Raw genomic sequence first — 14,358 nt, forward strand, 5'->3', positions numbered from 1 at the left:
GGCTCTCGAAAATTAACAGATTATTTCACCTTGACCCAGAGCCTTATCGTCGTACGATGAATTTAACTTCTGACAAACCACAACTATCTGTCCAGGCCACTTGGGGCTTCGACGATGATTTCCGTAAAGCAGTGAATGCTGACGAATTTACAATCACACGTGCTTTCGAACGCGGAACGATGCGGGACGTAAGTCAGGTGTTAAGTTATTATGGTGACGAAGAGGTAAAGAAAGTAATCATCACTGCGAAATCGCTTAATTTACGTGCGGTTGAGGCGGCGCATGCCATCTTGCATATACCGATGAATGATTTTCTTTGTATGAGCACTAACCCTATCGTAGGTGGTTCAAATGGGATGTGCATTGTGACGACGGAGGCAATATCTTCAGTTGTTACAAAAACTATATCAGTAAGTCGATATAATGCAATTGCTGCACGGAAAAAAAAACGAAATAAATATCGTCGGCAAGGTCGGGATTTTGGTACATCAGCGGTTTATATTTAACTATTTCAGGCTTTGCCTTTTTCATTAACAAAAAGAGCGCCCGCAGTTTGCGGACGCTTTTTTTGTTAAGACTTGCGAGATCTGGAAACTTTTGATTGATGCCAGGCAAGCTTTAATTGACCTGGGGTCCTATACCGTTATCTTCGTTCGATATTAGTTAAACTTCTCATAAATAAAGCTGGCAAAACTATTCATCAAACGATTTAGGAATATGAACATATCCTTCTTTCGCCGGGTAATGTCTAATAATTTGTGATAAGTCTCGTGAAGTTCGGTTTGAAACACGAACTCGAAAACCCCAACCAGTTCACTAATATCGATGTTGCCATGATTTACTGCACCTGATGCTTTAAGAGAATAAAGCAGTTCTACAGCATCGGTCTGGCTGGCGGTCCAGTTCGGATGGTTGAACGGAAATATTTTTTGATTGTTTAGCTGGATCAGTTCCCCGTTATCGATTCGGGCGAGTTCAAGGTTCAGGTAATCCTGAACTTTTTCATTGGCCATGATCTTGGATAGTTTGTAATCATGGCTGGTGCTGTACTGTTCATCTTCTTCAAAATCTTCCAGTTCCATTTGGACGTCAAAGCCACCTCTCGTAAAATAGACCTCATCCATTTGGGTACCACCAGATCGGTAATATTGGTAAAATGCCTTATTGTTATCAAAAAACCGTTGCAGGTCTGCCATGTGAAAATTTATATAGGTCTTGACCGCTTCTTCACCACCCGCAGGGTACTGCATCAAAAAATTATAAACGTTGATGAAATAGATGTACTTGCTGTAAAATAACGGTTTGACATCTTTAAAAAAATGTATTTCTTCCGCTACGTTTTCAAATGCATAATGAGAGACAAACCGCTTCATTTTTGTCATCGCTTTTTTGCAGATCATGATGGAGGTCCTATATTGTTCGGTTGGTGATTGACCGCTTAGCGTAACCTCGGCCAATTGGTTATCCATGGCTGCATAGAATTTTTCGGCTATTCTGTTCATCTGGCACCTGGGATAAAAAGTAAATCCCGGATATCTGCAAATGCTGACAGGACCTTATCTAAATGTTCGGTTGTATGGGTAGCCATCACGTTCATCCGGATGCGCGCATCCTTTTTGGACACTGCCGGGTACATGATCGGATTAGTGTAAACCCCGGCGCGCAAAAGCCGGCGCCCTGCTTCCAGCGTCCGGGGAATATCGCCCACTTTGACCGGTACAACCGCAGATGCCGTAGTGCCGACATCCAGGCCGAGGCCAGTCAGGCCATTTTTAAGGTAGGATATATTCTGCCAAAGTTTGGCCCGCCATTGCGGTTCTTCATCTATCAGTTCAATAGCCCGTATGATTCCCAGTACCGCCGGCGTGGCGGTGGTTGAAAACAAATGTTGTTTAGACTGGAATTTTAAATAGTTAATGAGTTCAGGTTTGGCAATCACATAGCCGCCGATATTGCCGAGCGCCTTACTGAAAGTTCCGGTAATGATATCAACCTGATCGAATGCGTTGTAATGTTCGATCACGCCCCGGCCGTTCTCCCCGACCACGCCGATGCCGTGGGCATCGTCAACGACCAGGTAAGCACCGTACCTGTGCGTTAATTCCGCGATCCGGTCTAAAGGCGCGAGGTCACCATCCTGGCTATACACGCCATCGATGATCACCATTTTTGTGCGGTATTTATCTTTTGCCATTCTGAGTACCTGTTCCAGCATTTCGAGGTTGTTATGCAGGAATGTTTTGACGTTGGTTTTACTGACCCCTTCGTAAATACTGGCATGTACCGCCATGTCTAAAATGGCGATATCCTCTTTATGCAACAGGCATTGTAAAGTGGCGCTATTAGCCGTGTAACCAGTGGTATACAATATAGCATCCTTGCGGCGGTAAAACTCGGCGATCTTCTTTTCCAGTTGCTGATGGTATATAAAGTGGCCGCCGATAGCCGGGGAAGCGCCGGAACCGGTCCCGAACATCTCCGTCCCTTTGATAACTGCCTCTTTGATCTTTGGGTGCTGGCTGAAGCCAAGGTAATCGTTGGATACCAGGCAGACCGACCGGTTAGGCCCGCTATCACCCGGCAGCATCAGGTTCATTTCCGGCCCGACCGGGCTGAGTGATTCAATGCGGTAATTGAGATGTCCGTTACGTTTCAGGTAATCGAGATACTCCTGAAATTCTACAGCAGTGGTGAAAACATCCTGTCCTGCGATGTTTTCGAAATCTTTAAAGCTGGTATTTGTATAGTCTTTTGGCATAGGTAAAGTATTTATGCCCGAAAATTATGTTACAAAAACAAGCTAAGTGGTGACATGAAAATAAATATTAATTAATTGTTAAAATAAACACATGTCACCACCTGGGTGCATTTTTATTGGTTGTTTTAAGGTTTTTTCTGATTCAATCTGAACCAATAGAATATAGGAGGTGAAAAATGAGTGTTGAGGAAATTATCGCTGAACTGGCAAATATTGTGGCGCTATCGCCGGCTTTCAAAGAGAGGTTACGTGAGCTTTTAATCAGGGAAGTATACCAGCCCCGACAAATCATCGATGCACCGGGAAATCAGCACTACCGGATGTGGCTGGTAGAATCGGGTATTGTACGCAGCTATTATGTTGATGGCCGGGGCAGGGATATTACGGAAGCTTTCTTTTCTGCCAGGGATCTGATCTTCCTGTGGGAAGGTTATCTGTCACACCGCACGGACCACTACCTGGAGGCTTTACAGGTTACTAACGTTTATACTTTACGTTATGCCGACCTGGAAGCTTTGCGGGAATTTCCTGAAGCTGAGCCTTTGATCAAATACTTTATTTTACAACAGCGCCAATATGAACTTTTCAGAAGCCGCTTGCTTTCTCATGCGGCCGAAGAACGGTACCGCCAGTTCCGGAATGCTTACCCCGGCATTTTTCGGGATGTCCCTTTACGGCTCATCGCATCATACCTGAACATGACCAGGGAAAACCTTAGCCGCCTGATAACTAAAGGCTTTTAATATCACAGCAGTTGGTAACTCTCTTCCGTCAAACTGGTGATTTTTATCACCAGTAAAAGGTTAGCTCGGCCAGTAAATTTGGTTATGCTGAAAATGAGGAACACCTTCATTATTGAGATCATCAGCACTCTGCTGGTCATACTGTTCACGTATACCGCCGTTAGTAAATTGATGGATCTGCCTGTGTTTCGTGATCAGATGCACAACCAGGAATTTCCGAAATGGATTGCCGGTATATTGATTATGGCGTTACCGCCTACAGAGATTGTGACAGCCGTATTGCTGATTATTCCACGTGCACGGTTAACGGGATTATGGTTCTCCGCTATACTGCTGACATTGTTTTCAGGTTATATCACATTGGTTGTCGCAGGATTTTACAGGCGGACACCGTGTTCCTGTGGTGGTGTGCTTAAATCAATGGGCTGGAATACCCATCTGATTTTCAACCTGTTTTTTTTGCTGTTAACATGTTTTGCCATATCTATCTGTAACAGGGGAAGGAGAAATCAGCCAAAGAACTGAAAAATTTTATGCAGTAAGCTTAACCAGGTGAACGCTTACGGCCGTTAACTAATCACTAACGAGAGTGGTGAAGGATATCTGTTTATAATTTACATTAAAGTTTTTCGTGCTTTTTGATAAAATAAAGCATACAACATTATGCGTACCATGAAATTAAATTTAGCCTTAACAGGATTGTTAGTAGGCGTATCCGCCGCATTTGCCTCAACCGTACACAAACCTGCAAAATTTGCGACCCAGCAATGGAAAAGGAACTCATCAAATGTTTGGTTGACAACAAATCTTTCTGCGGCGTGTACCGCTTCCACCAGGGTTTGTAAAGCAACATTTGATGCTACTTATGATCCTAACACGGCAAGCAGTTATAACGATGCCATCAGCCATGCTGTTTCCATTGACGTTGCCAACGGGTTCAGTAATTAAATCTCTATAACCGGCCGCGATTCATACAACATCTTGTAATAGAAATAGCCGTACAAAAAGAACGCCTCACCCTGATCAGTGAGGCGTTCTCTATTTACCTTGGATTTTGAGCGATACCACTTGTATTGATCTCGTTTTCGGGTATAGGAAAAAGGTAACGTAGCGAATTTGGTAATAGCGTGTATTCGCTTCCGCCAATGTTACGTTTGAGCGTTACTGCGAACCTGCCGTCTTGGTTCAGCCGGCGCAGGTCCGACCAGCGGGTTCCTCTGCCCGGCAGTTCCTTTCTTCTTTCGGTTAATATGGCATTGAGCAGTTGTTCGGGGTCTGTGATAGTTACCGGCGAAAAAGTCCCTGTTTGATAACGTTTGCTTTGTAGTGTGTTCAGGTCTTTCAGCGCATCGGTGATTTTGTTCGTGCGCGCATTAGCCTCAGCCCGTGTCAGGTAGATTTCATCGGTTGCAAGTCCCGCGAATAGTCCGTAAGAAAAGACGTCTCCTGTATAATTTCCTTTAAAATTACGGTCCGGCCCGCTTTGATCGATTAATATCTTTTTTCGCAGATCATTGGCGGCATAGCTGCCTGCCAGTTCTTTGTTAATCACGGTAGAGGGCAGAAAGTAAAAGGAATATAAACTGGCCGTATAGAATAATACCTCCGGGTTGCCGCCTTGAATACTTGCCGGTAGCGGTGCACCGGAGGACGGGTCCAGATCATTATAATCCAATAATTTGTTATTGCCTTTCAGGCAATCTTCAGCCGCCGCAGCGGCCTGCCCGTATTGCTGCATAGTCAGGTAAGCCCTCGCCAGTAAAGCATAGGCGGCCGCTTGGTTTGGCCTGGTCGGCATACTGGTTGTTACCGGTAACAGTCCCGCCGCGGTTTTCACGTCATCGGTCAACTGCCGGTAAGCTTCTGCCACGGTTCCGCGCCCGGGCCGGTTATTGACATTTGGGGTAAGCGGAACGGGCACGCCGGGATCAGTTGCCGCTGTTGCGGGGTTATAGGGTTTGGCGAATAATTGCAGCAACTGGTAGAGCGCAAAGCTCCGGTAAAACAGGGCGCTGCCCTTTAGTTGCTTTGCCTGGGTGCTGGTCTGCTCCAGGCTTTTCAGCCCGTCCAGCACCACGTTCGCGTAAAAGATCTGCTGATATGGCGTATCCCAGTCGGGCGTAACCGCAAAGCCTTCATAAACGTCCGATGCCCACAGGAAGGCATTTTTCTCCAGGGGAACTTCTACCTGGTCAAGTCCGTCTGCTGTATTATCGAAGTCATCAGATGCGATGACGGTCATTCCGGGGGCGCTGTTCATGGTGGTACTGTTATCCAATAAAGCCTGAAAATCGCTGAGCGTGGTCGGCACCAGAACGGATTGATTTGGTTTTTTATCCAGGAACTCTTTTTGGCAGGAAGTAAGGCCGAGGGTCACAATCAGGATCAATATGACGCCGATCAGGATATAGATGCTATATTTCATTTGCTTTTATTTAAGGGTTAAACTGATACCGGCTGATAAAGCGAACGGTGGTGCCTGATAAGCCCAGTCCGGATCAATATTCAGTTTCGTCGCTTTCCAGATCAGGCCGATGTTATTGGCGTACAGGAATACTTCGGCATGGCTTGCCCAGCATCTCGTAAAGTTGATTCCCGGTTGCCAGGATAGCCTCGCATCCTGCAACCGGATGTGGTCACCTTTTTCCACCAGTGTTGATGAATAGGAATAGAACAGGTCGCGGCCATTGTTACGGCTCTGCGGAGCCGAAGGCACATTCGTTTTCGTTTCGTCACCGGGTACTAGCCAGCGCCGTGCGTAATCTCCATTGCCATTGCTTAGTCCCATATCGCTGCCATAAATGATTGAGTTCATCCGGAAATAATAACCGAAGCGGTAACTGACCGAAGCGGAAAGTGTGATTTGCTTCCAGCGTACCGTATTACGCCAGGCACCGAACCATGTGGGACGTGCAGGGCCATGATAGATGACCTGTTCGTCGGGCGTATTGCCTAAAATGGTGCTGTAGTTCTTGCTGATCACCCCATCCAGTAAGCCCTGCGGATCACCATTTTTAGGGTCCAGTCCTGCCCAGGCATAGCTGTATATCCCGTAAAGCGGTTTGCCTTCCACCGGTATGTTTTGCTGCACATAGCTGCTGGCAGATGACTTGAGCAAGAAGCGGGTGACCTTATCGGTCGCATGGCTGACCAGCAGGGTCGATAACCAAGTGACGTGCTGATTTTCGATGATCCGCCCGTTAAGGTTGATATCGATCCCGTTACCTTCAGTTTGGGCCGTATTCCCCCTAAAGGTAATAATGCCGGAAGAAGCCGGGTATGGCGCGTCCCCGATAATGTCCGTTCCTTTTTTACGATAGTATTCGATGCTGCCGGAAAGCCGGTTCCCTTTGGTCGAAAAATCCAGGCCGAAGTTGAGCATGTGAATACGTTCCCAGCGCAGGTCGGGATTGGGTGGATTGACGATGGTGGCGAATGGCAATCCGGTCAGTTGCGAAGCGCCACCGTAATAGGTGGCGGTGGTGTATGCGGACAGCGTTCGCTCCAGGTTACCGCTTACGCCATAAGTTGCCCTTAACTTCAGCGATGGTAACCAGTCAACTTTATAAAAACTTTCTTTAGTGATATCCCAGGCCAGGCCGGCAGACCAGAGCGGCACACCTTTTTGATTGGTGTTAACACCGAATAGATTGGAACGGTCAAACCTTGCGCTCCCCGATAAAATATACTTACCATCGTAGGCCCAGGAGGCATTACTGAACCACGATACAAAATTATCCGTCAGCAGATTACTTTTTTCGGGATTGGGGATACGGCCGGAAGATGACGGGTTATAATAGAATGGAAAATTGGAAATATAATCAACGGGCTGACTCGTACCGTGTTCTTCGTCATAGCCGTAATAACGGAATAGCCGCCCTTCGGTGCCGATGTGGCGAAGTTCGTAACCCGCAAGTACGTTCAGTTCGTTCTTTTCCCCGATCTGTTTGCTGTAGTCCAGTTGCCCTCTCACATAATGTGTTTCTGCGTTAGTGTATTCCCCGGTATAGATGCCGCCTGAGGGTAATGGCCGGTTAATCGTCCCATCATCGTTAACGGAAGTATAACGATTGACCTGATCACGGGCAATATAGCTACCCGCGCTTTGCAGGTTTGCGCCGGTGGTGTTGTTATGTTCGTACAGGTATCTCAACTGCAAATTCAGCCCCGTGATGATCCGGTAACCCAATCCGGTGTTGATCCGAAGGTTTTGTGCGGTAATGGTATTGTTTGCCAGCGCAAGATCTTCCAATGGGCGGTATTGCCAGTCCAGCAGGCCGGCATTCTCTGCACCTTGCAAAAAAGACAGGCGATAGTCTTTGGTGACTGTTGCTGGATTGCCGTTGTTGTCGGCCAGGCTGGCATACGGGTACAGCCGCTGTCCGCCGTTCCAGAAGAACGTTCCGGGATTGTTATTCGTGCTGCGTTGGCGGCTGAACAGCATATCACCGCTTAGGGACAGGCGTTGGTTAAGCAGCCAAACGGTATTACCCGCGTTCACTGTAACCCGTGACAGGTCGTTGCGTAACAAGTTGCTTTGGTTACGGTCGAAACCTGTCGACAAGTGGTAGCTTTGGTTATCCGAGCCTCCCGTCAGTTGCAGGGCGTATTGCTGGTTTACGCTTTTACGGTACAGGTAACGGCTGTAGTCTTTACGCACATCCTGATTTTTTAATGCTTCGATCTGTTGCTGTGCCTGGGCTGCGCTGATCTTGCCGTCCCGCTGTGCGATCAGCAGTTCGATCACCGGGGATAGCGCGGGATGATTCGCCGATGCCTCATCGCTGCTATAGAATTGTTTAGCAAACAGCGTCTTTTCGAGTTCGATGTAATCTGCGCTGCTGATCCTGGGCTGGGCATAAAGATCGGGCTTATCGCCGGTGGTCACATTAGAGGTTAGCGATACTGTCGGTGCTTGGTTGCGTTTGCCTTTACGGGTGGTGATCACGATCACCCCGTTTCCTGCCCGTGCACCCCAAATGGAAGCCGCAGCCGCGTCTTTCAGCACGGTTACGCTCTCCACGTCATTGGGGTTGATCGCAGACAAATCGCCTTCATAAGGGAAATTATCCAATACGATCAGCGGGTTGGCATTGGCGAACAGTGTGCTGCGCCCCCGGATGCTGATCGGGTTGTTTACACCGCCTGCAGTGGAACTCCGGTTAAAGCTTAACCCAGGCACATTATCTTCCAACCGGCTCAATACATCGGTACTGACACGACGCTGCATGAGCGAACTGTCCACGCGGGAGAACGAGCCGGTGGCACGTTCTCTGGGCAGGTTCTGGTAACCGGTGCTGATCACGACTTCTTTCAGCCCCGTTTGCTTCTGCTGCATCACGATAGATACTTTTTGCATTTTTAACGGGTCGAATGTATAATACGTAGTATCATAGCCGATGAAGGTGACTGTTGCTTTCGTTTTGCCTGCGGGGACATTGATTTGAAACTTGCCATTCATATCCGTAACGATACTTTTTTGAAGTGCAGTAATACTTATCGTCGCACCGGGTAAGATTTGTCCATCACTTCCGGTAACTATACCTGTTATATTATATGCTTGCTGGGCTAAGGCGTGCGTGGCTATAATCAGAGAAAACAAAAAGAGTATAAACTTTTTCATTGTTGGCCCCCCTTTGCAGCCGGAGGTGCTGCGTTTACTGCAGGCGCGTCACGGATAATTAAAAATTCGATTTCCCTCTCTTCCTTATCAAAGTGCAGGTCATACTTGGCCAGTTCCCGGTTAATGGCGTCAAAGTCACCCATGCCGGCACTGATCTCCAGGTCAACTCTTCCTTTGTAACCGGTTTCGTTAACTACCGCCCGATTGGAATCCATCATATCCAGGTTTACAATCAAATTATTGAGATAAGCATTTTTTACAGAAGCGTGTATTGGTTCAAAGCTTACAGTTGGAGTTCCACCTTTACTCTGTATCTTATCTGCCGCCGAAGTCCGTTTAAGTACCATACAGGTGGCTTTTCTTTTTTCAACCGCAGCACGGTATTGCGGAAAATAAATTTTGAGGTCTTCCCGCATTCGTGGATAGGCTGATTCGACCTTTCCGGCAGGAAAGTGCAATTCGTAACAATACCCATTACCGGAACTCAACCAGTTAAGATATCGCTCGCCTATTGATCCTGAAGTGACGAGCGTAGTGTCACTAACCTCATAGATTACGTTCTTTCCGCCGGCAAATCTCAAACCATAGCCGTAGGCGGTTTCATACAACTGGGCGATGCCTTGATTTCGGGCACTGATCTTGATGCCGTTCGTGGAATCAATCTTCACAGTAAACCCAAGGGATAGCCCGGGGACATAGCCGCTTAAGATGCTGTGGGCAAAGATCTGTTTTGGCTCGCCGCCATTTCCATCGAAAAATAAAGGTTTGCTTTTATCATAAGCGACCTCGGCCACTTCGGGCATTTCTTTTTGCTCCGGGTTGGTGCCTTTTAGGTAAGTTGCTATGGTTTCGTCGTTTACCTGGTCGAAGCTGCTGAAGTTCGTCACAATGCCGTGCTTATTGATCCATACATAATGCGGTAAATACTGATGCGGAAACAGCGTTGAAAGCGTCCGGTCATCCGTAACCGATGGCACCGCCAGTTTTATCTTTTGCTGTTGCTCGATGCGGCGGTTGAACAGGTCTACGGTTGCGGCAGCCTGGGTGGAAACGGAGATAAATTGTAACTGGCCCGCATACTTTTTTTGCAGGGAATCCATGCGTGGGATCATCTTCACACAGGGAGTGCACCATGTGGCCCAAAAGTCGATGATGATGGCTTTGCCTTTGAAAGAGGACAGTTTTAACGTCGGGCTTGAATAATGTTGTACGTTGTTTAAGATGAGTTCCGGAAGGTGGTCACCTATAGCTATGGGCTTGATTATTTTGTCTTGTGCACTAACCTTTGTGAGGAGGCAAAGCGCGGCCAGGACACTGTAGAGTATCGTTTTTTTCATGTGTGTTCTAATTAAAATCTATAGAAAATAAGGGCACGAAGATGTGATAACAGCTGCCTGCAATGCTTAACTATTAACTGACTGCAGGCTGCCGTCATCGATTGCTCATTCGGGCGGGCAGATTACGAGGAACCAAATTTCAAGCTTAATCGTCGCGCGGCTCATCGGAATTGGATTGATCGTTCAACAATTGCTTTAATTCAGCCTCGTGATAAATAAAGCTTACCAGATCGGATAAGCGGGTAAGCCCTTTATCCTGTAATTGTTGAAGATCGATCCCTTTTTCCGAAAGCGAATTATAAAACCAGTCATGTAGCTCCTGTTGGAACTGCTCATAAGGAATTTGAGCAAAACGTTCCATTATCCCGGTAAGGCTACCGAAATCAGGTCTGCTGTTGTTTGGTTTTAATGCATCCATTACAATGAGTTTTTGTCATCAGTAAGGAGTCCGCTGAAGGGGATGATCTGTTTAATATACTACAGGCATGGGTCCCAACTTATCGCACCGGAAGGGTTGACACACCCGTGAACGCAAATAAGAAGGGATACCCATACCTGTAGCATGGGCATTCCTGCTTCTCACCTTGCGTTCATTTGAAAGTGTCAATTTTCCGATGCAAGACTCAAAGCGAATGCTTCAATATTTTTAATGAAGATTCGCAAAAATAATACTCGCGTTTAAAAACGCCTATTTATTTCACATAAATCGTATATGTCTAATTATCAAATATAAATACTTATTTTAATTTTAGGTAAAATTTTACCTAATTTTTGAAAATAAATCGGTCTCAATTTGATACATGGCAAGTCAGTACCGAGATCAGGAATTTATTAAGAAAGTCTGCGAAAAAATAATAGAAATAAGGAAACGAAAAGGTATCGTTCAAGAAGATTTAGTTGATAGAACTGGATTTGGAATAAAACAAATAGGCAATATTGAGCGTGGAGTAAGCAACACGTCAATTAGTAACATCGCTGCAATTGCCAAAGCTTTAGAAGTTCATCCAAGGGAACTTCTGGATTTTGATTTTGAGATACCTAAATACTCTCCGCTTAGGAAAGATCGAAAGAGCAAATAAATAACACCACATTTCGATTTTCTATCTACTACGCAAATAGGCTGCGCACGTCTTAGCTTATTTTGTTTTGCCTGGATTTGCGCTGCGCCTTAAAGCTATATTAGCGGAACCCGGAATTAAAAAACTTAAACTATGCAAGATTTTGAAGCTTTCCTCAAAGACCTGAAAGAAATGGTTATCGTTAAAAAGGACCCCGACCTGGGGCAACCCTATGACCTCGCAATCGTTCCGTCCATCGGTAAACTTAAAACGGAAATACAAAACCAACATCTGGAGCAGCAGAAAATCACAATCAAACGTCAGCAGGCTGTTGCCGATGGTCTGCCGCAGGAACTGATAGAAAATCTGGACGAATTTTCGGGCGATTGTGTGGACAATCAGATTTTGCTGGAGCAGCAAATGGCGGTAATAGCCGAAATGAGACTTGTTTACCTCTACAAATCATTTGAAATAGAACTGAAGAAGTTATTGAAAAGTGCCTACAATGCACCTGCACGTTCTCTTTCCTCTGCTGATGACCAGATAGCCTTTCTGAAAACCAAAGGAATAAATGCGCGCCGTATTGCAGGATTTGCGGAGATCAATGAATTACGGACAATCGTCAATAATATCAAACACGGAACCGAATTAAATTCTAAAGCAAAACGCATCCCGGAATTTGCGAATTCCGTTCAGGTTATCTTTGACCAGGGAACGACTTTTTACAAGCGGGTAGCGCCAATGGTTAACAAACATATTGAAGTACTTTCTGAACAGGTTTTTAAAACACTTTATCCCGGAAGTTAGCGGAATCGAATATTTTTGAGGAAAATTATATTATGGAACCAGCTGAAACAAACCCGTTCGAATCATTGGAAGCCGTTTGCGCAGATCTTCGTGATTTGACCTATACACCGATAATTTTACCGCAATTGGAATGGTACAACGGAAAATTTGCCCTGGTCGTTCAGATCAGGGAGGTCGGGGAAGCCGAAGACAAGGCAGAACTGGAGGAGTTTGCCAAGCAGCATAACCTTGATTTTTCTATGTCTTTGAGGGTACTGCGTGAAAATGCTGACCCCGAAAATGTTGTATTGTTAAGGCAGCGGACGAAATCTTAACAAGGCTTTGCCGGACACATGATTGGCTTATTGGATGGTGTAATAGGGATGTTTTATAGATTTTTTTGACCCGTCCTCAAAATTGGCGGTTACATCGGGAATTGCGTAGCAGTTGTCGATCAGCTCACCTAAATGCGTAATGGTTACCGTCTTTATTGTACCGTTCAATATATAAAAGGTCGGGGTATTGACGATAAAAAGTGCGTCTACGTCGAATACCGTCAGGTCAAAACCGATCTCTGCCTCCCTTTCAAAATGTTCCTGTAAAAGCGGCAGGTGATCCTTTATAAACTTTACTTTTTTGATTATTTTCGGTTCGTATTCATCACGAAAGTTTTTAAAGTCAGTTGAAAATCCGACCATTTCGTAGCGTGCGCGATGATACTTACAATCGGTAATTAGTATTTTTTTACAATTCGGATCAACGATAATGAAGTCAATCTCTCCCGGCTCTTTGTCGACCCTGATGGCAGGTCCCTTTAACGGAGATAATTGTACGACATGGTGGATGAAAGGAATTCCTCGCGCGGTAAGTATTTCTTTAACCTTATCTTCAAGGATCTTGTCATGCTCTTCAGATTTGCGGTCAAGATACTTTTTGAAAGCCTCATTTCTTTTCCATTCTTCCGGTGCATGCTGCCACTGAAAACCGTTCGTCGCCATCACCAGGATACTTTCCTGCCATTTTTCGTCACCTACCAATGCCCTTTCTTCACCGTTTATATTCACGATCAGTATGGGGCGGAAAAAATACCTTTTGAGCGAGTGTGATAGGTATACTGACTTTTGTATCGGCAGTTTATTCGCCCTCCATAAAGCCAGCCCCGCATAAAAATTCTCACTGTTTTCTACACTTACTCCATTGTGCTGCAGATTGATAAGTAAGGCTTCGTACTGGACAGTCTGCATATCCGGTGCCGCAGGTGAAAAATATTTCTTGATCTCCTTGATCTGGCCGCCAGCGAAATCATAGTTGATGCCCATGCATTTCTGTAGTTCTTCACGTAATTCCTTAACAGAATCTTTGTCTACCAAGCCGCTTGAAAAACCTTCCTGAAATAGCTTTTCCATGTTGCCGTAGATGGCGTCATAGTGGTATTTACGTTGAATAGTATAGGCGTTTTTTTCTATAATGATCTCCATAGGATCTTCCATCATTCTTTGTTCTGCCATATATTCCGCGAAAGCAAACAAACGCTCTCCGACAAAAAGCAGATCTTCCATACGCATCAGAAATCCCGGCATGACAGAAGGATCAGGATCAATTCTACCTACGTAATCTATATCGCAGGCTTGTTCCAAAGCAAGTTTCAGTATGCGCCTGTTTACGGAAAGCGTGCTGATGTGAACATCTTTATTTTCCAGGGCGACAGGGTCCGTTTGACTGTGGTAGTAAAGTTTAATGCTGTCTTCGTGAACCTTGAAGAGGTAATACAGGAATCGTACATCCTTTTGACTGTGCATGAGTTCCAAAAACGTGTCTGCTGCCCACTCGTAAGAGAATTTTAAGATCTCATGGGTCAATGGCTCCTGGTCAAATTTCCCTTCGCCAAACTTCCCTAAAAGCGTGTCTACATAGAGCCTGTTATATTTGAAGTACGAACGTTCTCCATATAAAATGTAAAGCATCTTTCCGTCGATAAAGTTGATCATGTTGTTGTATAACGTTACTGTTCAGGATATTTTTCAGGTAAACAAATGTGATTTTTTAATTAGAC

14 protein-coding genes are annotated in these 14,358 nt (G+C 45.6%); 7 read left to right on the forward strand and 7 right to left on the reverse strand.

The features are described from left to right. Positions 1-56: 56 nt before the first annotated feature. Positions 57-506: a DUF6922 domain-containing protein gene (locus IDJ77_RS04010; protein ID WP_191187641.1), complete on the forward strand. Its 450-nt coding sequence runs from the start codon at positions 57-59 to the stop codon at positions 504-506. 153 nt (positions 507-659) lie between these two features. Here IDJ77_RS04010 and IDJ77_RS04015 read toward each other — a convergent pair whose 3' ends face one another. Continuing rightward, entirely contained in the window at positions 660-1,502 is an 843-nt protein-coding gene (locus tag IDJ77_RS04015) for an RteC domain-containing protein (protein WP_191187642.1), read from the reverse strand. Next, positions 1,499-2,758 carry an aminotransferase class I/II-fold pyridoxal phosphate-dependent enzyme gene (locus IDJ77_RS04020; protein WP_191187643.1) on the reverse strand — a complete coding sequence of 420 codons (1,260 nt, stop codon included), beginning with the start codon at positions 2,756-2,758 and terminating at the stop codon, positions 1,499-1,501. The genes IDJ77_RS04015 and IDJ77_RS04020 overlap by 4 nt, the downstream gene beginning before the upstream one ends. Before the next feature lie 176 nt (positions 2,759-2,934). On the opposite strand from IDJ77_RS04020, the gene IDJ77_RS04025 reads away from it, so the two are divergent. From IDJ77_RS04025 to IDJ77_RS04035, 3 genes are all read left to right on the forward strand, one after another. Beyond that, complete coding sequence (locus IDJ77_RS04025; protein WP_191187644.1) at positions 2,935-3,501, forward strand: Crp/Fnr family transcriptional regulator; 567 nt, start codon at positions 2,935-2,937, stop codon at positions 3,499-3,501. A gap of 93 nt (positions 3,502-3,594) precedes the next feature. Next, on the forward strand, positions 3,595-4,026 hold the full coding sequence (locus IDJ77_RS04030; RefSeq protein ID WP_191187645.1) for a DoxX family protein: 432 nt from the start codon (positions 3,595-3,597) through the stop codon (positions 4,024-4,026). A 147-nt stretch (positions 4,027-4,173) separates the two neighbouring features. Continuing rightward, on the forward strand, positions 4,174-4,449 hold the full coding sequence (locus tag IDJ77_RS04035; RefSeq protein ID WP_191187646.1) for a hypothetical protein: 276 nt from the start codon (positions 4,174-4,176) through the stop codon (positions 4,447-4,449). 94 nt (positions 4,450-4,543) lie between these two features. On the opposite strand, the gene IDJ77_RS04040 is transcribed toward IDJ77_RS04035, so the two are convergent. The 4 genes from IDJ77_RS04040 to IDJ77_RS04055 form a co-directional block, all read right to left on the reverse strand. Further along, positions 4,544-5,926 carry a RagB/SusD family nutrient uptake outer membrane protein gene (locus IDJ77_RS04040; protein WP_191187647.1) on the reverse strand — a complete coding sequence of 461 codons (1,383 nt, stop codon included), beginning with the start codon at positions 5,924-5,926 and terminating at the stop codon, positions 4,544-4,546. 6 nt (positions 5,927-5,932) lie between these two features. Further along, the gene (locus tag IDJ77_RS04045) at positions 5,933-9,124 is read right to left on the reverse strand and encodes a SusC/RagA family TonB-linked outer membrane protein (protein WP_191187648.1); all 3,192 of its coding nucleotides are present in this window, start codon (positions 9,122-9,124) and stop codon (positions 5,933-5,935) included. Beyond that, a complete protein-coding gene (locus IDJ77_RS04050; protein WP_191187649.1) occupies positions 9,121-10,461 on the reverse strand; it encodes a TlpA family protein disulfide reductase in 1,341 nt (446 codons plus the stop codon). The genes IDJ77_RS04045 and IDJ77_RS04050 overlap by 4 nt, the downstream gene beginning before the upstream one ends. Positions 10,462-10,606: 145 nt before the next feature. Then, positions 10,607-10,879 (reverse strand): hypothetical protein, encoded by a 273-nt coding sequence (locus tag IDJ77_RS04055; RefSeq protein ID WP_191187650.1) that lies wholly within the window; start codon positions 10,877-10,879, stop codon positions 10,607-10,609. A 382-nt stretch (positions 10,880-11,261) separates the two neighbouring features. Between IDJ77_RS04055 and IDJ77_RS04060 the strand changes: the two genes are divergently transcribed. From IDJ77_RS04060 to IDJ77_RS04070, 3 genes are all read left to right on the forward strand, one after another. Continuing rightward, the gene (locus IDJ77_RS04060; RefSeq protein ID WP_191187651.1) at positions 11,262-11,540 is read left to right on the forward strand and encodes a helix-turn-helix domain-containing protein; all 279 of its coding nucleotides are present in this window, start codon (positions 11,262-11,264) and stop codon (positions 11,538-11,540) included. A 132-nt stretch (positions 11,541-11,672) separates the two neighbouring features. Continuing rightward, positions 11,673-12,326: a hypothetical protein gene (locus IDJ77_RS04065; RefSeq protein ID WP_191187652.1), complete on the forward strand. Its 654-nt coding sequence runs from the start codon at positions 11,673-11,675 to the stop codon at positions 12,324-12,326. Positions 12,327-12,358: 32 nt separating this feature from the next. After that, complete coding sequence (locus tag IDJ77_RS04070; RefSeq protein ID WP_191187653.1) at positions 12,359-12,640, forward strand: hypothetical protein; 282 nt, start codon at positions 12,359-12,361, stop codon at positions 12,638-12,640. Between the two features lie 27 nt (positions 12,641-12,667). Here IDJ77_RS04070 and IDJ77_RS04075 read toward each other — a convergent pair whose 3' ends face one another. Beyond that, the gene (locus IDJ77_RS04075) at positions 12,668-14,293 is read right to left on the reverse strand and encodes a hypothetical protein (protein WP_191187654.1); all 1,626 of its coding nucleotides are present in this window, start codon (positions 14,291-14,293) and stop codon (positions 12,668-12,670) included. Positions 14,294-14,358: the final 65 nt, after the last annotated feature.

The organism is Mucilaginibacter pankratovii (genome assembly GCF_014773265.1).
GTDB classification, from domain to species: domain Bacteria; phylum Bacteroidota; class Bacteroidia; order Sphingobacteriales; family Sphingobacteriaceae; genus Mucilaginibacter; species Mucilaginibacter pankratovii.

Coding starts and splice junctions, on each gene's coding strand:
- IDJ77_RS04010 (WP_191187641.1), top strand. CDS start 57: ATGAATTTAACTTCTGACAAACCACAACTATCTGTCCAGGCCACTTGG.
- IDJ77_RS04015 (WP_191187642.1), bottom strand. CDS start 1,502: ATGAACAGAATAGCCGAAAAATTCTATGCAGCCATGGATAACCAATTG.
- IDJ77_RS04020 (WP_191187643.1), bottom strand. CDS start 2,758: ATGCCAAAAGACTATACAAATACCAGCTTTAAAGATTTCGAAAACATC.
- IDJ77_RS04025 (WP_191187644.1), top strand. CDS start 2,935: ATGAGTGTTGAGGAAATTATCGCTGAACTGGCAAATATTGTGGCGCTA.
- IDJ77_RS04030 (WP_191187645.1), top strand. CDS start 3,595: ATGAGGAACACCTTCATTATTGAGATCATCAGCACTCTGCTGGTCATA.
- IDJ77_RS04035 (WP_191187646.1), top strand. CDS start 4,174: ATGAAATTAAATTTAGCCTTAACAGGATTGTTAGTAGGCGTATCCGCC.
- IDJ77_RS04040 (WP_191187647.1), bottom strand. CDS start 5,926: ATGAAATATAGCATCTATATCCTGATCGGCGTCATATTGATCCTGATT.
- IDJ77_RS04045 (WP_191187648.1), bottom strand. CDS start 9,124: ATGAAAAAGTTTATACTCTTTTTGTTTTCTCTGATTATAGCCACGCAC.
- IDJ77_RS04050 (WP_191187649.1), bottom strand. CDS start 10,461: ATGAAAAAAACGATACTCTACAGTGTCCTGGCCGCGCTTTGCCTCCTC.
- IDJ77_RS04055 (WP_191187650.1), bottom strand. CDS start 10,879: ATGGATGCATTAAAACCAAACAACAGCAGACCTGATTTCGGTAGCCTT.
- IDJ77_RS04060 (WP_191187651.1), top strand. CDS start 11,262: ATGGCAAGTCAGTACCGAGATCAGGAATTTATTAAGAAAGTCTGCGAA.
- IDJ77_RS04065 (WP_191187652.1), top strand. CDS start 11,673: ATGCAAGATTTTGAAGCTTTCCTCAAAGACCTGAAAGAAATGGTTATC.
- IDJ77_RS04070 (WP_191187653.1), top strand. CDS start 12,359: ATGGAACCAGCTGAAACAAACCCGTTCGAATCATTGGAAGCCGTTTGC.
- IDJ77_RS04075 (WP_191187654.1), bottom strand. CDS start 14,293: ATGATCAACTTTATCGACGGAAAGATGCTTTACATTTTATATGGAGAA.